This window comes from Micromonospora sp. CA-263727 (assembly GCF_050942455.1).
In the GTDB taxonomy this organism is placed as follows: Bacteria; Actinomycetota; Actinomycetes; order Mycobacteriales; family Micromonosporaceae; genus Micromonospora.
Window position 1 is genome coordinate 6,933,284 of the sequence record NZ_CP192031.1, and the last position, 17,889, is coordinate 6,951,172.

At 66.2% G+C, this 17,889-nt stretch carries 11 protein-coding genes; 2 read left to right on the plus strand and 9 right to left on the minus strand.

Annotated elements, in window-relative coordinates; all coding sequences use genetic code 11:
* Window positions 1-483: 483 nt before the first annotated feature.
* The 4 genes from ACQPYA_RS30520 to ACQPYA_RS30535 are packed head-to-tail and all read right to left on the minus strand — an operon-like array spanning window position 484 to window position 5,208.
* Window positions 484-1,803, minus strand: coding sequence for an AAA family ATPase (locus ACQPYA_RS30520; protein ID WP_433530435.1), 1,320 nt, complete (start codon window positions 1,801-1,803; stop codon window positions 484-486).
* Entirely contained in the window at window positions 1,800-3,218 is a 1,419-nt protein-coding gene (locus tag ACQPYA_RS30525; RefSeq protein WP_433530436.1) for a hypothetical protein, read from the minus strand. The genes ACQPYA_RS30520 and ACQPYA_RS30525 overlap by 4 nt, the downstream gene beginning before the upstream one ends.
* Window positions 3,215-4,384 carry a hypothetical protein gene (locus ACQPYA_RS30530; RefSeq protein WP_433530437.1) on the minus strand — a complete coding sequence of 390 codons (1,170 nt, stop codon included), beginning with the start codon at window positions 4,382-4,384 and terminating at the stop codon, window positions 3,215-3,217. Before ACQPYA_RS30530 ends, ACQPYA_RS30525 begins: the two co-directional genes overlap by 4 nt.
* Window positions 4,381-5,208, minus strand: a complete 828-nt coding sequence (locus tag ACQPYA_RS30535) for a hypothetical protein (RefSeq protein ID WP_433530438.1) — start codon at window positions 5,206-5,208, stop codon at window positions 4,381-4,383. The genes ACQPYA_RS30530 and ACQPYA_RS30535 overlap by 4 nt, the downstream gene beginning before the upstream one ends.
* Window positions 5,209-5,335: 127 nt before the next feature.
* On the opposite strand from ACQPYA_RS30535, the gene ACQPYA_RS30540 reads away from it, so the two are divergent.
* Both ACQPYA_RS30540 and ACQPYA_RS30545 read left to right on the plus strand, forming a co-directional pair.
* The gene (locus ACQPYA_RS30540; protein WP_433530439.1) at window positions 5,336-6,586 is read left to right on the plus strand and encodes a metallophosphoesterase family protein; all 1,251 of its coding nucleotides are present in this window, start codon (window positions 5,336-5,338) and stop codon (window positions 6,584-6,586) included.
* Window positions 6,587-6,591: 5 nt separating this feature from the next.
* Complete coding sequence (locus ACQPYA_RS30545; protein ID WP_433530440.1) at window positions 6,592-9,606, plus strand: AAA family ATPase; 3,015 nt, start codon at window positions 6,592-6,594, stop codon at window positions 9,604-9,606.
* A 575-nt stretch (window positions 9,607-10,181) separates the two neighbouring features.
* On the opposite strand, the gene ACQPYA_RS30550 is transcribed toward ACQPYA_RS30545, so the two are convergent.
* The 5 genes from ACQPYA_RS30550 to ACQPYA_RS30570 all read right to left on the minus strand — a co-directional run bounded on the left by ACQPYA_RS30550 (window position 10,182) and on the right by ACQPYA_RS30570 (window position 17,864).
* On the minus strand, window positions 10,182-10,436 hold the full coding sequence (locus ACQPYA_RS30550) for a hypothetical protein (RefSeq protein ID WP_433530441.1): 255 nt from the start codon (window positions 10,434-10,436) through the stop codon (window positions 10,182-10,184).
* A gap of 342 nt (window positions 10,437-10,778) precedes the next feature.
* On the minus strand, window positions 10,779-12,032 hold the full coding sequence (locus ACQPYA_RS30555; protein WP_433530442.1) for a Wadjet anti-phage system protein JetD domain-containing protein: 1,254 nt from the start codon (window positions 12,030-12,032) through the stop codon (window positions 10,779-10,781).
* Window positions 12,029-15,580, minus strand: coding sequence for an ATP-binding protein (locus ACQPYA_RS30560; protein ID WP_433530443.1), 3,552 nt, complete (start codon window positions 15,578-15,580; stop codon window positions 12,029-12,031). The genes ACQPYA_RS30555 and ACQPYA_RS30560 overlap by 4 nt, the downstream gene beginning before the upstream one ends.
* Entirely contained in the window at window positions 15,577-16,332 is a 756-nt protein-coding gene (locus ACQPYA_RS30565; RefSeq protein WP_433530444.1) for a DUF4194 domain-containing protein, read from the minus strand. The genes ACQPYA_RS30560 and ACQPYA_RS30565 overlap by 4 nt, the downstream gene beginning before the upstream one ends.
* On the minus strand, window positions 16,329-17,864 hold the full coding sequence (locus ACQPYA_RS30570) for a DUF3375 domain-containing protein (protein WP_433530445.1): 1,536 nt from the start codon (window positions 17,862-17,864) through the stop codon (window positions 16,329-16,331). The genes ACQPYA_RS30565 and ACQPYA_RS30570 overlap by 4 nt, the downstream gene beginning before the upstream one ends.
* Between the last annotated feature and the right edge of the window lie 25 nt (window positions 17,865-17,889).

Below are 17,889 nucleotides of genomic sequence, written 5' to 3' on the forward strand. Positions count from 1 at the left end.
GCCCCATGGCCGGCCAGCTGATCCGCACCACCCGCTTGATCAACCGCGCAACGCTAATCCCTCCTCGCGGCCCAGCTAACGCCAGAAGCAACATGTGGTCGGTCAGGCCCGCACCAGCCCGACCTTGGCCGCCCGTCCCCGGTCACCGTGGTCTTCGGACGTGTTGCGGTAGCCTTCACCCAGCAAGTGCCTTCCGTGACAGGAACATGGGACTCTCGACAAGCCCCATTTTCCCTGATCAGAAGGCACTTCTTCCATTTCGGCCCAGTCTGTGGACACCCCTCAACGAAGGGGCAGGGTTAGCCCACAGCGTGAACACTCGCACCGAATCTGGGACCGGCCCACCCGTGCCCCGACGACCCTCACCAGCGCGTCATCATGGCAACTGTTCGTCCAGGGGTGCAGCGGCAGCAGCCCGCGCACGTTCCGCCGCATCCTCGGCGGATCGGACCCCAGCCCGCCGGAACGGTCGCGGCCAGCCGTTCAGAGTTTGACTCTCATCGGACTGAGCAGGTCGAGAAAACGATGGTTGGCTTCCCACCCATCGACTTCGGGAGGGGCGGCGCCGAGCCATACCGGTTCGTTGTGTGGAAACGAGTCGAGTTGTGCGCGGACTCCGCTTCGGGTAACGACGATGCAAGCCTGACGGTGACGAGATGCGAGGACACACAGGCGGCCTGCCTCAAGATGGAACTTGGATGTGTCCCGTCGTCCGGACAGCGGATGCCACGCGATGACGACTTCGAACTGGCGGCCTTGCAGTCGGTTTGCTGTGTCGACGGTAATCGATCCCGGTCCGACGCCGAGGGTGCCGCTCATCCGATCGATTGCGGTGCGGACCAGCGCACGTTGGTCTCGGTGGGTGACACCAACAGCGATGTGCTCTGGCGCGAGAGGGTGCTGCTGGTCGCCATCGATGAACTGGGTTCGGCTGACAAGCAGGTGATGAACGATCTCGGTGATGGCCTGAACACATTCGGGATCAGTCCGAGGAAGGTGGGCTGGCGGAAGCTCGGCCAGACACCATCCGTGCTGTCGGGCGGTCTGGACGACTTGCTCCAAGCGGCCGCTCCGGGCTGTTCGAATAGGCGACCAGAGTCCACGCTCCTCTTCTGCTGTGCCGGCTCGAAAGGGTTGGGTGTAGAAGCTGGAGGAAACGATGCTCGCTCCACTCGCGGGGAGCCGCCAGGACACGGGAAGCTGGACACATGGTGTCTGGGGATGATTGGTTAGGATCGTGCCGGCAGCCGTGGCGAGTGGCCAGCTTCCTGTCATCCGCAGCGCTGCTTCTTCGGCCGGGCTGAACGGGCTCAGCTGACCAGGGTCCCCGACGAGCAGTAGACGGTTGAACCGGGATCCAATCTTGGCAAGGTGTAATGACGAGACCTGGTATGCCTCGTCGATGATGCCGAGCTGCCATGGCTCGTCACATTCGATGTATGCCCATTTGTCCGCCGGAGCAACGATGATTTGGCAGTCTTCGAGATCCTGGATGTCGTTAGAGGCGCGCCAATCCGGAGGCGGGTCGTAGCCTTCCCGGTGTAAGCGCCCGATCTGGAGGCCGGTAGAAGCGAGCCGTTCTCTGAATCCTCGGACGAGGTCGTCGGCTTGAACGTTTGTCTGAGTGATGACCGGGACCTGCGAGGTCGAGGCGAGGCGTTGAGCCGTGACTTGCACAAGAGTCGACTTCCCAGCCCCGGGTGGGGAGTTCACCACCACGGCCCGGTCGCCGCCCTGCAGGTGCTGCCAGATTTGATCGGTGGCGAGTTGGTGATGCGCGGCGGGAGGGACGGCGGTAGTCATCGGCTGGTTCCCTCGACTCCGACGTGCGTCCACGGCAGCTCGGCCGGCAGCGTGTCCCGGCGGAATTCCCGACGTCCGAACTGGGAGAAAATGACTCGTTCGCCGATCTGCGGTAGGAGACGCCGCCGGTCTTTGCGGACCGCACCGCGAACGACGCGGAGTTCAACGTTCTTCTCGTCGGCGGAGATCACTTCGACTGTCACCATGGGTCTGGTGACGCCATCGGGACTTCGTACAGGTTCGGCGAACCAGTGCAGTTCAGTGCCGACGGGACGACGGAATGGCATATCGGGCCGGAGTGACAACGACGGCCGGTCTCCTGCAGCGTCACGTCGGGTAATCTCGCCCGACAGGGCATCTCCAGATGCGATGTAGTTGGCCATGACCAGAGGGTCATCGAGGGCCATGTCGCGGGTGAGGTTGGCGGTGAGGCGCTCAAGCCTTGTCAGCAGTCGCATGCCCTGAAGTTGCTGTGGGCGCCGGCTAAAGTATGCCTTGTTAGCGCGTACACGTTCGGCGTGCCTATGCCACTGATAGCGGTCCATCTCCCAACGATCTTCAACGCTGTCCGCGTCCGGAAGCCCGTCGAGCAGTTGGACGGCGTCCCAGCAAGCCTCCCAAGCCGGTTGCAACGCAGCCTCGACAGCAATCTTCATGGGTTCGCTGGCGCGGGTGATGTTGCTGCCGCTGTCGCTGAGGCGCTGGTACGCCTTAATCGCGTCGCTGAGGTGCGTCTTCTCCCAGTCGCCATCTGGTACCGGCCCTGCGGACCCGGCGCCCTCGGCGTCCTCGATTCCGGCCGGATTGTCGATCCACGCCACTTGCACGGCTAGGGCGGCGTCAAGCGCGTCTAGCTGCCCTGTCGCCCAATGCTGTGACAGCAGGTCGGTCAAGGGCAGTACCAGTGATGAGCCGGGGACGCGTTGACTGGCGAAGAAGGAGAGGTGCGCCCCGATGCTCGGCAGCGCGGGGTGAACCGCGTATTCGCCCTCGGTGTCCAGCGTACGCAGCCTGCGACCCATCACGTCGCACAACCACTGGGCGGTAGCCGCGTTCGGCACAATGAGCTGAGGCGCGGGTGGAAGTCGGCGAGCGCTCCCTGTGCGTCGGGCTGGCCGTGGCAGCACTGGTTGGATGTACCGGCCGAAGTAGCCGTTCAGATCCATGGCGAAGTCCGCGAGTTGTTGGAATCGCAGCTTGCCATTTCTCGGCTCGCCCACGACAGCGGTGCGCGGGCCGTTGCGATGGGTGCCGTACATCAGGCCGATGGGAGCGCCGAGGTCGCCTGGCATGTGATAACCGACGACGACCAGTGGTTCGGCTGCCGGGTCCAGGTGGACGTGCCGGCGAGTTGCGCGCGGTAGGGCCCGGCCGAGAGCGACTGCTCTGAGTCTGAGGTAGGTGTCGACGCTCATGTTGAGACACCTGCCAGCTGCACTGCGGCTGCGGCGCGACGGAGCTCGTCGGCAACGGCAGACTCGGCGGAGCCGATAGGCGCCCGTTCGCCCGAGGCGAGGGCGAGCGCGTGGCCGACCGTCCCGACGTCGCCGCAGAGGTTCGCTGCTTCGGTTCCCAGTTGCGCGACCTGGTCTTCGCTGCGTGCCTGACCGCGGCAGAAGTCGAACAGGGCGCAGCTAGGGCAGCCGTCACCGAAGCGCATGTCGAGCGCTCCGATGGCCTCCTTCGCCTGCTTCGCGGCGTCATGCTGCTGCTTGCTCGCGTCCTTGTTCGGGAGTGCCGGCAGACTGATGCTCGTTGGCACCCGAGGCGCGAGATGAGTGACATGAGGGAAGTCGTTGAGCAGTCGATTGAGTCGCAATACCTGAGGTCGGAGATCGAGAACGCTTGCCGTGGCAGTGAGGGCGAAGTCGCGTGCCATGACCAGCAGGCCCCGGCTAGCAACCCGGTCCGGTTCGTGGCCGAGGGAGTCGACAAGGCGGCGTAGCGCGATGACGTACACCGCGGTCTGCCGAGCTGCTTCGGCCGTCTTGACGGGATCGGCGACGCCATCGATGCACGGGAAGGACTTGATCTCGATCGGCGACAGGGCTTGCACGGCTGCGTAGCCCAGGAGGTCAGGTTCGAGATGCGCGGGCATGTCTCCGAGTGAGAGTTCCAGATACGGATGGTGTAGCAGATTGATGGCGTGCTGATCGCCGTCGAGCATCGCCTCGACGGCCTCACGGGTCAGCCGCAAGCGAAGTTCCCTGACGGCCTGCGCACCCCTAATCGCGGGGTACTGCGATCGGGCCTGGGGCTTGGACAGCAGTTGCTGGCGGACGTCACGAACGTCGAGCCCGAGATGCTCCCGCACGAGCGGGACGAGCGGCGTCATGGCGTCCGAGATGACGTTCTGCTCGAACCGGATCCCTCGTTGCAGCGCGAACGGACTGGGTACCAGCGGTTTACATCCGACTAGTTCGGCCAGCTTCTCCAACGAGACTGACGCGGCGTCGACAACCTGACGCCGAGGACAGCCGGGTGCGTCGAGGAGACCGGCAATCCGGCGGGCGTCCATCGATTCGGCGGGAAAGTCGCCCCGAAAGTGTTCAAGACGTTCGCGAGCGTCCGTGAAGATCATCCAGTAGCCTCCGTGGAGGGCTGATCGGCCAGTCGCAGGTTCGTGCCGAACAGCTGAGAGTCCTTGTCGAGCTGAGCACGAGCTCGGCGGGCTGCCTGCTCGCGTTCGGCGGTATCGGCGTCCGCGATCTGCTGCAGTTCGCGTTCTGCGGCAGCACGGACATGGGCGTAGTCGAACCCGCGTCGGCTATCCATTGCGCCGGCCACCGAGCGGGCGAAGCGCCAGACGAGCCGGCGGAGGTTGGGTGTCCAGGGTGCGTCACCCGCGCGGTCGAGTTCGCCGATGAGCCGGATAGTCACATGCAGGATGTCAACACGAGGGCTCGCTGGCGCGATGAGGCGGACCTCGAGCGGCCAACTCGAGAGGGCGAGCATCCCACGCACCGGGGTAAAGCGGTCGTAGGTCAGCGCCGGCACGACGTACACCGGACGGCCCAACGGTCGCGTGGTGCCTCCGTCGTCCCGGTGTGCCGCCCGCCAGGACCGCTGCTCGTCACGGCGCAGTGATGCGAGGCGGCTCGGCTGGATGTTCTCGCCGTACCGCCCGGCGGCAACGTCCCGAATGAGGGAGACCGAGGACGGCCTCGTGAGCAGTCCGAGCACGGCGGCCACCTGCTCCCGCACCGGCGGAGCGGCGTCGAACGTTCCCGCCTTCCCCGCAGAGGCTCGTTGCAGGACTCGGTTACGACGTTTCTCGGCCACTGACAACTCGACGAGCAGCTGATCGACCTCAGTGTGGTCTTCCGCGCTCAGCGCCGTGGCCAGCCGCTCCTGGAGTGCAGCAACGTCCGCCATCGCCGCCCTGACTTCGGCCATGCTTGGCATAGCCCAACGCTACCATGTCACTTGACTTACTTCCATGTTCTGCCAAACTTGGAGTCACGCAGGGTAGTCCTATGACCAAACACGAAGTGGTCACCTCGCCGAACTCCCTTCTTCCCCAAGGATGACGATGAAGCTCTTGCACACATCGGACTGGCACCTCGGCAAAACGCTCTACCGCCATTCGCGTTCCACCGACCACGACGCGGTCATGGCCGAGATCGTCGGCGTGGCGCGATCGTTCCGTCCCGACGTGATCTGCCACAGTGGCGATCTGTTCGACCACGGCCGTCCCGCCACCGAGGACATGGTTCGGGCCGGCGAAGTGCTCGCCGAGCTGGGATCCATCGCGCCGGTCGTGGTGGTCTGCGGCAACCATGACTCGCCGAGCCTGTTCGCGGTGTTCAACCTGCTCGGACGCCTGTCCGGTCATGCCAGCCGGGTGCACTTCGTCGACCGCCTTGATCCGAACCACTCTGTATTCCGATTCCCGACCGCCAACGGACAAACGGTCCGTCTGGCCGCGCTTCCGTTCCAGCACGCGCATCAGATGACGGACGGCTTCGGCGACCCCTCACGCTGGGGCACCGACTACAACGCCCAGATCCGCGGCATCGAAGCCTCGCTGGGCAGCGTGTTGATGGACAACTTCGATCCCCGCACCGAGTTCGCGGTCTTTGCTGCCCACCTCCACGTGGGAGGCGCCGAGTACTGCGGCAGCGAGCGCGGCATGCACGTCGACGACGTGTACGCGACGGACCTTGACCACCTTCCGTCCGTCACCTACGCCGCGTTCGGCCACCTACACAAGCCTCAGCCGCTGCCGGGCAGAAAGGTCACCGGCCGGTTCGCCGGTTCGCCGATCGCACTGGACTTCGGGGAGATCTACGACGAGAAGAGCGTCGTCCTCGTCGAGGCGGAACCTGGCAGGCCGGCTCGCATCGAGACGGTGAAGCTCAGCGGCGGGCGCCGACTACGGAAATTCCGTGGCACGCTCACCGATCTCGCCGCGGTGGCACCACAAGTCGGTGACGATCTGTGTCTTCTGGCGGTCGAGACCGACGTCCACGTGCCCACGCTGAACGAGCAGGTCAGGCAGCTCCTGCCCCGCGCCACGGTCTTGCAGGTCGATCCGATTATCGCGGGTGAACAGGTCGAGATCGTGTCCTCGGACGGTACGGCGACCGAGGCGGACCTCGACCTGGCCGGCTTGTTCGCCGAGTACCTCGGCGAGCGCGGAACACGTCGAGCCGATCAGGCCACCGTAATGCGGACGTTCACAACGCTGATCGACGCCGTGGACACCGGAACCAAGGCGATTTTCGCCGAGGAGGCTCTTCTGGTCAGCGGGTCCGCCGATGGGGCGGAGGCAACGGGATGAGGCCGTTGCAGCTCACCATCCGTGGACTGCGGTCCTACACCGCCGAGCAGGCGATCGATTTCAGCGACGTCGGGCTGCTGGCCATCCTGGGTGATACCGGCGCCGGGAAGTCGTCCATCCTCGAAGCGCTCTGTTTCGCCTTGTATGGCGGATGCACCTGGGACAAGCGCAACGCTACCGTCCTGATCGCCGACGGCGCGCCGTCAATGCAGGTCCGCCTCACCTTCGTATGCGGCAACCAGACCTGGCAGGTCACGCGATCTGCCTTCCGGGCGACATCGCCGCCGTCGCGTCACGAACTGATCTGCGTGGACACCGGGCATCGATACGACACGAAACAACAGGTCAACGCCACCATCGAACGGCTCCTCGGACTGACCCACGACGCCTTTCTCAAGGCCGTCGTACTGCCGCAAGGCCGATTCCAGGCACTGCTCCACACCAACCGGGAGGATCGGACTGCGATCCTCAAGGGGCTCCTCGGCATCGACCTGCTCGACACCGTCCGTGCGGAAGCCACCGAATGCCACGACCGTCTCCGGCCCCAGCTCGACGTCCTCCACCGCGATCGCGACCGGCTCCTGCCCGACCCCGCAGCAGCCGCCGAAACGGCGGCAGGGCAGCTCGCGGTCGCGGCCGGACGGCGTGACCGCCTGCAGAACGCACGTCAGGAACACTCGACCGCGTCACGCAACCGCGATCAGGCCCAGGCGTTGGCGACCGCAGCAACGACCCATGTCGATCGAATTCGGCAGCACCAGCTCACCGCCGGTACCGGCGACCTGCATCAGTTGGCCACCCGGGCAGAGGAGATCGGCCTCGCACGACGGCAGGTCGTGGAAGCCATCAGCGTGCAAGAGGAGAAGGTGCGGCAGGCTGAGGAGGAGATTGCGATCGCGGACGCCGCGGGACGAAGCCCCGCCGCGCTGGTCAACGCTCGCACGATCCTACAGGCCACGCGCCGGCGACTCCCCGGGCTCATTCAGGAACAGCGACGACTCGCAGACGTCGAGCGGGACCTGGCCGGTGAGCTTACGGTCTTCGAGCGGCAGCAGCCCGTGCTCGATGGACTGGCCACAGCCGCCACGGCGGCCGACACCGAAGCCAGCACCGCCGCCGAGACTGTCAACGATCTTCAGCGGCGCCTAACCGACGCTCGCACACTCGTGCAGCAACTCCGACGACGGCATGCCGCGCTCAAAGGCGCTGAGAAAGAGCTGACCGAACTCAAGACGACCACCGCGGCCACCCAAGACGACATCCTCAAGGTGGAGGAAGCCATCGGCGTCGCGGAGTTCCGGCAGCGCGAGGCGGAGGAGACGCTGAACGCTGCGGTGCGGGCCAGCTCTGCCGTGTTCGCCGCCTCGACATGCACGCCCGGCGACCCCTGCCCGATCTGCGAGCGAAGCCTCCCGCCGGACTACGTCGCCCCACGAGCGCCCGAGCCGGGGCCGCTCGAGGAAGCCGCCGAAGCCAGACGTCAGGACTTTCTCGACGTACAACTTCGTCGCGCGAGTCATCAGGCAACGCTGAGCGAACAGACCAAGCAGGCGAAGCGGCTGGGAACGAAGGTCGACACCAAACGCACCGAACTCGCTGAAACACGTGCCCAGTTGCAACAGCTACTTGAGCTGGATACTTCACCCAGTGACGACGTCGCGGACGACGACCTGTTCCGAGATCTCGTCCAGCAGATGTCGGACGCAGGCGAACGTAAGACGGTCACAGCGGCAAAGGCCCAGGCTACCCGCGTCGCGGCAACAGTCGCCAAGACCGCGCATGAGGCCACCGGCGTCGCGCTCGAACGCCGTCATGACGAACTCACCGCGGACCGGAAACGGCTCAGTGACGAGTTCGACGTGCTTACCGCCAGCGTTCTGGAGCTCCCGGCCCTCTACCACCTTCCGGTACCGCTGCACGACGAGTCGATGGAACGCATGCTCGGTCAGATCGAAGCGTGGTCCATCAACGCCGAGGAATTGGCGAACCGTCACGCCGACCTCACGTCCGACCTCGGGGGCCTCCGGGAACAGCAGGCGGAACTGGCGACCCGCCATCTGGAGCAGGTCGAGAGAACTGCTGCACCGATCGAGCAGCAGCTACGGACGCTGCACAGCACGCTTCGCGACGCTGTGGACGCTCTCGACATGACAGTGGCAGTTCCGGCCCTGCCCGCTTTCGAGCATTGGGCCGAACACCTCTCCGAAGTGGCGGAGTGGAGCGCGGTCCTCGAAAACACCGTCGAGGAGACGGCGCACACCCTGGCTACCACCGCAACCCGGGCGGCCGGCGAAGTGACCCGCCACGAAAAGGCCGCCGCCGCGGTGCTGGACACTGCAGGTGCCTTGGACGCTGACGCGCTCGACGACGCATGGGCGGAGGCGGTCTCCGACGCGAACCGCGCCGAGCGCGACCTGACCAGAGCCCGACGCGAACTGCCCATCGCCGCCGACCTCGACGACCGGATCACCCGTGCGACGCCCGTCGTGGAAGCGCTCCGTGAAGTGGCTGGCCTGCTGGCGAACGCCCAGTTCCCAGCAATGGTCGTAGCCAAACGACAGCGCGCCTTCCTCGCACTCGCCACCGAACAACTGCTCGCGATGAGCGGACGCCGGTTCGCGTTCGCCGAGGACTTTCGCATCATCGACCGGCACACCGGTCAACCACGCGACGTCCGCACGCTGTCCGGCGGCGAGACCTTCCAAGCCAGCCTGTCGTTGGCGTTAGCCATCGTCGAGCTGGCGGGCCGAGCTGGAGGCCGCGTCGATGCACTCTTCCTCGACGAGGGGTTCGGCACGCTCGACGCGGACAGCCTCGACGACGCCATCGAGGCACTGTCCCGGCAAACCCTCGGCGGTCGACTAGTCGCTGTGATCACTCACATGCGTGCCGTCGCCGAGCGGATCGACAACGTCCTCGTCGTGTCTCGGGCCTCCAGCGGCAGCCAGGTTGCGTGGGCAACTGCCGCAGAACGGGCGTCGCTCGTTAGCGAGGATCTCCAGGAAGGGCTCCTCCCATGAGCCATCGAGGGCTATTATTACGATAGGCACGCAAAACTAGGCAAACGGGCACACCCAGAATGACCCGAGGTCGCAGTCCGCTGCGGCGTTCTGGCCGTCGGTTCAACTGTGACTGGGCAGACGAAGGGCCGTGGAGGCCGGCCAATCTGGCTGGCCTGCGCGGCTCTGCCAAGTGGTAGACAGTCAGAGCTGGGTAGAGCGGGTTTGCTGTACCCAGTAGTTGTGCAGCTCGCCGGTCATCCCCGCCATCGTGATCAGCGTGATCGCCGCTCCTTCGCTTGCGACCGCGATGGAACACCCTACGAAGGGGTTTCCGTCCGGCCTATCTGCTCGGCGCTGTTGCTGTTGTCAGGTGGTGCGCCCAGCCAGGCGTGAACCGTCGCGATCTCATCGTCGGCGAACGTGATCTCCGCTGCGTCATCGCGGCTGAGAACGTTGCCGACGAACGCCGCTGCGATCTCGTCGGCTGTCGGTGGGGGGGTTGACGGTGCAACGGGCAACCGCCGATCGACGTGCCCCGCACGACGAACCCGACGGCGTTGCGGCTGACCGGCAGCCCCTGCTCGCGGAGATGATCACGGACCCAACTGGTGCACTGGGTCCAGTTGGGTCAGCTGAGACTGGGCGTACTCCGCGAGTGTCCGGTAGATCGCCGGCCACCAAGGCTGCGGCATCCGCGGCAAATCGAGATGGTCGCCCAGGCCCTCGACGGGATCCGGCAGGGCGACGCGTGGCGGCGTCGCAGTGACGGCCTTCGGAGCCGGATTGCGGCCGGTGTCCCGGAGCAAATGCTGCGACATCCGCAGGTTCGGCAACGCCAGGCTCGCCACGGCGCGGGCGAAACCGCCGAAGCAACTGGCCGCGATGCTCGCTTGGCGCAACGGACAGGCGCCAACAGTTCGACAGCGTCGACGGGTCAGCAGCCGCTAGCTGGGCAACACTGCGTCGCGGGACCGGAGTCTCGAGACCTCATGGCCTCCAGGTCGGCGGGGCTGCGGCTGCTTGGGCGCGTACCGCTCGGCTGCACCGACGCGCTGCAACTCGAATCTGCCGCTGGCAGCGTGTCGAAGCGGGGCTCCACGCCGGCCACCGCGCAAGAACGGCCGTACTAGGGCAGCCTGGATCCTCCTACTGGGAACGTCCAGCGGGAGGATCTGGTCCGCGGCCCTGCGTTAGGGAAGTTGCGTGTCGTCGACGATCCGTCGTACGGCCGCCACAGCCACCTCAAGTGGGATCCGCTCCTGCTCAACACGGCGGTAACGGGTCCAGCTCTCGGCGATAAGGCACCGGTAGAGCGCTTCCTCTGCGGCGGTGAGGAATGGGACTGGCCTGGGCGTCCGGGCCCGCAGGGGACGGTTACGAGCGTCGACGTTGGTGCCGTAGCGCTCCCACTCTTCATAGGCGGGAAGACTCATGAACAGCGACGTGGCTGGGACGCCGACGGCGCGAAACTGGTCGAGGATCTCCAGGCCGTCGCCGTCCATGTCGCCCCAGTAGAGGACGTGCGAGGCGGTCGTCAGCCAGGGCAGAGCGGCGATCGCGCCGCCACCACGACCCACGCCCTCGACGCTGATGCCGCCGTCGAGCTGAGGGAATTGGATGGCGGTGTCCTTGTTCTCGGAAATCACCACCACCCGTGGTTGGTACTCCGGTTGTGCCCGGTCGCCGATGGTGATCGAGTCGTGTCGGCGTCCGCCTGCGGCAAGGTGGACGGGGTCGAGGTAGGTGAAGTGGACTCGGGGCGGATGTGGTGGCAGCAGCCCCAGGTCGTCTTTGCCTGAGAGGCGACGTACCAGACCCAACCGATGGTTGAGCCACTTGGCATGCAGTCCCTCGATCGGCACCTGCCGGGGAGTGAGGCCGGCCGCGTCGTGTTCGGTGAACCACGCTCCGGCGCGGCACAGCAGCTCGAAGTCCACCTCGCTGAGCTCATCAACTGCGGCGACTGTCGCGGCGAGCAGTTGTGCTTGAACAAGGTGGGGGAAGCCGCTAGTGAGGAGGGCGCTGCGTTGGCGGCCTCGCTCCAGGCGCTGCGGCCAATGCCCGCCGCACAGCTGTGCGGCGTGGTCGACGTCGGTGACGACGAGGTGCGTGGGGAGTTCCTGATTGGTGTTGTGGACTCGCCGGGAGCGTGTGCGCAGTGACGTGCCGTGCGTGGCGCTCCATGCTCGCCATGTGGCGGCCCAGGCCACCGGGAAGGAAAAGTCCTTCTCGAGGTTGGTCGAGAGGGGTTGTCCTAGCGGGAAGGCATGCGGCCAGGCCCTTGATGGCTGGTCGGGCTGTTGGGAAGGTACTGGTCTCGGCGGCAATGCTGTGCCGTGCGCTGTCGCCAGCGACGCCACCGCATGAGGGTCGGCGACGCAGCGCGCCCAGGTGTTGGCGAGCCGTCGCTCGATGTCGGTCAGGACCTGCTCAGGGGATTTCATCGGCCGGTTGACTCACCGTCTCGTAGGCGACTGTCTGCCGGGGCGCTGGCACCGTTAATCGCGCTGCGCGCGATCGGTATGGCCGGTGAGCTGCTGGCCGTGTGCTGCCTGACGTCGCTGATTCGGGTGACGAAGGAGTAGTGGGTTGTCGTGTTCTTGGTGATGGCCAGTAGTTCGTCCATGTGTGGCTCGAGCGCTGTCACCTTGTCCAGCGGCGCGCCCACGATCAGCTGGAAGCCCAGGCCTCGCCACGCCTGCACGGCGCGGCCGGCGAACTCGCCATCGGACTTGACGAAACCTTCGTCGAGGAAGACCGGCGCGAACCGGGGGCGGGTCCGCAGTTCGTCGCCGAGACGGAACCGCAGTGCCGCGCCGACGATGAACGCCACCAGTTCCTGGCTCTCGCCGCCGCTCTTGCCGCCGAGCGAGGAGTGTGTGCTGAGTAGTTGTCCGGTGGTGTCGTACCGTTCGGCGGTGATCTCGACGTGGCGCCGCACGTCGAGCAGTCGGTCGCGGTCGCTGAGGTCGGCGATCGCGCGAGGGTCGTCGCGGCGGCGAAGGCGGCCCATGAACTGTTGCAGTTCGCGGAAGCGATGCTCCGTCTGGTGTTCGGGTAGGTCTCGGGTGGCGCCGGAGGACAGTGTCCGTAGCTCGCGGCGGAACTGGACTACAGCGGTGGGGGTCAGGCGCCGAAGCTTGATGCGCAGCCGGTCGCGGTTGGCGCCGAACGGCAGACTGCGGAGGATGCCGTTGATCGGATCAAGGCGTTCCTCGATTTCGTCGACCGAGGACTCCATGGCCCCGGCGAGCGGGACCAGGTCCTCGCCACTCCACTTCATGAGACGCTGACGCCACTCTTCCCGACGCTCGTGCAGACCGGTGGTGAGGATGGTGTCCAGAATCGCGGCGTAGTCAGAGTACGACGCGACACCGCGGCCAAGATTCGGGTCATCGAACTTCACCTGGTAGGCGGTGAAGATCCGCTCGAGTTCGACCTCAGCGTTACGCGCCTGATGATCGGCCTTTCCCGCTTCGGTGGATAGGCGCTGCAGGAGCCGACCCAGGTGGGTCGGGAACTGATCTAGGTCATCAGGGTCTGCTGGGGCGACTGCCTCAATAAAGTGCCGATCGAGTGCGGCGGCCTGGGCGTCGGTCAGGACCACCCGCTGGTCCTGGATGATTCGCTGAAGCTTTCCGTCTACCGCGCTGTGCTGCTCGAGCAACCAGGACGTCCTCTTGTCGAGGCCGGATTCCTCCTGCCTGAGCTGGTAGCGGACTTCGCGGGCTACCTCCAGCTGCTGGCCGAGGTGGTCGATGCGCCGTTGCAACGCCTGCAGTTGGTCGTCGGCGTCAAGAATTGTTTGACGTGCCCGGTCGAGACTGGTGATGCGCGCAACGACGCTGGCCACGTCGATGTCGTCCCAGACGGCTGCCCGGACCGCATCGTGGGCGCTGCGGCGGGCGTCCAGGTCGCTGCGCTCGGCGTCGATCACGCCTCGCGTCTGGTCGATCTGGCCTAGCTTCTTTTCGATGTCGGCCAGTTCCTGGTCGATGTCGGCCAGGGCCTCCTCGTTGCTGAATCCGATGATGTTCGCCTGTTCGCGCCGGCCGTGCGTACCGCGCGTCCCGAAGCGGGTCTGGCCGGCCAGCGTCACCCGATAGCCGGGTCCTTTCAGCTCGTCCGAGGTTTCCACGCAGAGGGCGTTTCGGGCGGGCTCAGACACGTGTTGGCGCACCCACCCGGAGAACGGGGAGTCTTTGAAGATCAGTTTTCCGGCGAGCCGGTCTGGGTTGCGCTCGGCGTGGCCGTCCTGGCCGTGCGCCACTGCTTCGAATGTCAACCGGCCGCGCAGGTGGAGCGGGTCGATCGCTGCGGAGAACTCCTCCAACCTGTCTTGAGGCACCAGCAGCAGCCGGGCGCTCGCCCCGAGGACCGTTTCCACCGCAGCCCGCCACCGCCGCTGGTCTGCGTCGACGTCGATCAGCTCAGCGAGGAACGGCAGCTCAGCCACATCGATGCGGGACGCCCGCGCGACCTCCTGGCGTAGGTCATCGAGATACTTCGGGACGCGTCCGGCCCGACCGGCCAGCGACGCACGATCCTCGGTCAGCTTCCTGCGGCGTTCAAGCAGCGGAAACTCGAGGTCCCGCAATTGCTCACGGCGGTCCCGTAGCGCCCCTGCGGCGTTCTCGTAGTTGCTAAGGAACGCCGCAGCCGTCTCTTGGAGGCGGGCGAAGGCATCCCCATCGTCCAGTGGCACGCCCAGCTTGGTGGTGCGTTCGGCGAGTGCTGCCCGCCGTGCCAGTCGTTCGTCGCGGCGCTGGTTTTCCTGGATGGCCTGCTGGGTGAGACTCTCCAGTTCGCCGCCGCCGGCCTCCCAATGGGCGGTGACCGTGACGGCCAGATCATCTTCGAGCGACGTTACGGCCGACGATGCACGGGCGAGTTCAACGGCGTTGACCTCCTTTGCTCGCTGGGTGCCGGCAATCGCCGTTTGCAGCAGCGCAGCCTCACGACCAAGGCTCCAGCGCACGATGGGGGTGTCGCCCGCCGCGGTGAGACCGAATGCCTCGATTTGCGCGGTTGTCGATCGTGCCGTCTCGAGGTCGGAGTGCTTCTGTGTGATCGGGCCGAGGATGTCGGCTTTCTGCTGCTCGGTCTGCATGGCAACGTAGGCGACCTCGAGGTCGTCGAAGTGGCTGATCGCTTGATCGGCTGCGTCGTACGTCGCTGGCCGCTCCAGGACCATCTCCTTGTAGAGCTCGTCGACAGTGCGGATCTGATGGCCGGACTGAATCCGCACCAAAAGTCGCAGGGCCTTCGCGCCGTCGCCGTTCGCGCCGATGCCCAGCCGTGTGTGCAGGCGGGCGGCGAACGAGGCGTAGCTGTCGTGTGTCACCAGGCCGGGAAAAGCCGTCTTGAGAGACTTCGGCGCGAACTGCGAGGCAGCGTGCTCGGCGAGGTCTGCCAGGTCGAGGTACCCCTCGTAGGTGGCCATCCGCATGGTGATGTCCCCGGCCTGGGCCGCCCGCGTCGAGACGTGGTACACCCGTAGCGCGGTGAATCGGCGGGCGTGGTCGTCGATGAACGTCATGGCCACCGCGCCCCAGGTGGGTCGGCCGTCGCCGCGGAGCACCTTGGGCCGTTCTCGGCCGTGGTCGTCGGCGGTGGTGTCGGTCTGGCCGCGCAGGTAGGACAGCAGGTTGCGTTGCTCGGCGCTGCGGGCTCGGCCGGCGACGGCGTCGTTGGACGCGCCGTTGAAGGGTGTGTCCGACGGCATCATCAGGGCGATGTACGCGTCGAGCAGAGTGCTTTTCCCCGTGCCCGACGCCCCGGAAATCAGCGTCGCGCCGGTGTGGAATTCGAAGCGGACCCGGCCTTCGAATCCTCCCCAGTTCACCAGCTGAAACGCCTCAGCCTTCCACTGCAGCGTGCCGGCGGTGGCTCCGGCGACATAGAACAGTGGAGTTGGCGATGACGTGGTGGCAGGCGGTGAGGGCACGGCGGCGGGCAGCAGGGCGGGTTGGACCTCGTCGCCGATCGTCACGGTGCCTCCTCGCTGATGGCAGCGTCGGTAGCGTCCGGATCGCTGCAGCGGATAGAGCCGGTGGCAGATTCATCGCTGGCTTCGCCTCGGTCTGACGCCTTGAGCCATCGCAGCAGGTCTTGCAGACGCTCCAGGGGCAGCACGACGTCGATGGCGGGGCTCACCTCGAACCGCTCGGCGGTGCTGGGGCCGATCAGCAGTCCGGCTCGGATGAGACTTTCGATGGCCTTGACGGCGCGTCGCCCATCGGCGGCGTGATCGGTGGCATGTGCCGGGCGGAGCGAGACGATGTGCTCGAGGATGTCCTGCCGGTCGACATAGGTGCGTGAGGTGCCGGCGACCTCTTCCGAGCGGCTGCGGGTGCGCAGGTACACCAGCAGGATGGTCTCCTCTCGGCTCCACGCGGTGTCATGGAGCAAGGTGGGGAACCTGCCGCCGCCTTCGGGGACTGCCGGCCGTTTGTAGGCGACCTCGCGGGTGGCGTCCAGGTGGAGGGTGAGGAACAGGTCGTTAAGCCGAGAGCGGAACAGCCGTGGGTTCGCCGTAAGCGTCTTCCATTCCTTTGGGTGGCTCTGCGCGGTGATAAACCGCTGCTTGAGCAGAGCGACCAGCACGCGGCGTTGCGGCAGCTCGAGTCCGCCTTCATCTCCTTCGAAGAGTGAGACCCTGCTGGTCAGCTCCCGCTCCGGGTCGTCCCAGCCGAGGGGGATGTCCGCGGCTGCACAGGTCGAGGATGTCTCGTCGACGCTCATGCCGGCTCCGATCTGGGCGCGCGGCCCGGGGGGTCCTCTGCGAACGTGACAGGCGAATCTGGGCTCCGCGGGCCCGGTGTAATCACTGGGACCGCGAAGTCGCGGCGGGTGCCGTCTGGCCGCAGCGTGCGGTACACCTCGGTGTGCTCCTCGTCTGGAACGAAGTCGTCCATGTTCGTGGTCAGGTGAAGCAGACCGAAGATCTCGACGGGCCGGCGTAGCGGTGCGTCGAGCGCGTCGAACAGCCGCCCCAGGGACGCCAGGGGCTCGTCCGAGGAGAGGGCGTCGTGAACGGCGGCGCGGAGTTGGTCAAGCGACGGGCCGCCCTGCGCCAGCAGGTCCGCCAGGGTGAGCCCGTCGGGGCGTTGCGTGGTGACGTCCCGCAGTGGCGGTGGCCCGGCGTCGTCCTCCGGGTTGTGGAATCGTTCGCGCAGATGGTGCACGTCTAAGCGGGCGGGGAGCAGCGGCAGCGCGACGGTCGTGCGTGGCCCGGCCGAGGTCATCCATCGGGCGAGTTCGCCGTCGAGTTGGCGCAGGGTGTTGTCCAGCTCGCGGTCTCGGACAGTGTTGTGGGTCTGGATGTACTCGCGCAGCGTCGCGGTGACGCGGTTGCGTTGGGCGAGCACCGCGTCGATGCCGCGCCGGATCAGCCCGACAGTGCCGCGCAGATCGCGGCGGTCGACGTCGTTGAGGATGTCCTCAGCCATGGGATGACTCAACAGCGCCGAGAGGTCTTCGCGCAGTTGCAGGAGCAGCTCGTCGTCTCGGAGCAGGGTGAAGGCGCCCTCGAATGCTCGGCCCTCGGCGGTGGCGGTCATCAGCGAGTCGGTGTGCCGCAGGTAGTCGTCGATCACCTCGCCGGCGTGGCGGTCTTCTGCGCGAAACGAGGCCAGGATCTGCGTGCGCAGGGCGGTGAACGCCTCCTGCACGCGGGCGAAGTCGCTCGGCAGCGCCGCCACCAGCTGAAGCAGTTCCCCGTATCCCTCGAGCATGTAGTCGGCTGACACGTGCGGCAGGTCGGCGCCTTCCAGCAGGCGGTCACGCTCGCGGGTCAGGCGGGCAATCTCGCTGTTGAGGATGTCTACCCGGGCGCCGCGGTCTGGGTTGACCTCGGTGTTGAACCGCCGCACCGCGTTGACGATCGTGGCGATCCGGTGCTCACTGAGGCTGGCGCGTTCCCTGGTCAGGTTCGTGACGAGGTTGAGAGCGTCCTGGGCGTGACTGGTCAGCGTGTAGACCTCGGCGCCATCGTCTTCCACGCTCCGGACAAGCCACTGCCCCCGCATCCAACGCATGCACAGATCACGACCCGTGCCGGATGGGAGATCAGTGAAGCCCGCGATCCGCAATTGATCAAGGTAGGTGTCGACCTGCGCGTGGAGTCGAGCGGTGGAGATAGTGCGGTTGTCCCGAGTGAACGCGCTGCGCAGCATCGCGATCACCACTTTCGCGTGGCCTCTGTACAGGAGTGTGAGGGTCGGCTGGTCGAAAGCCCCAGCGACGCGGGCAAGCTCGCCGACGATGTCGCTCACCGGGCGCGATCAGCTCTCGATGTCG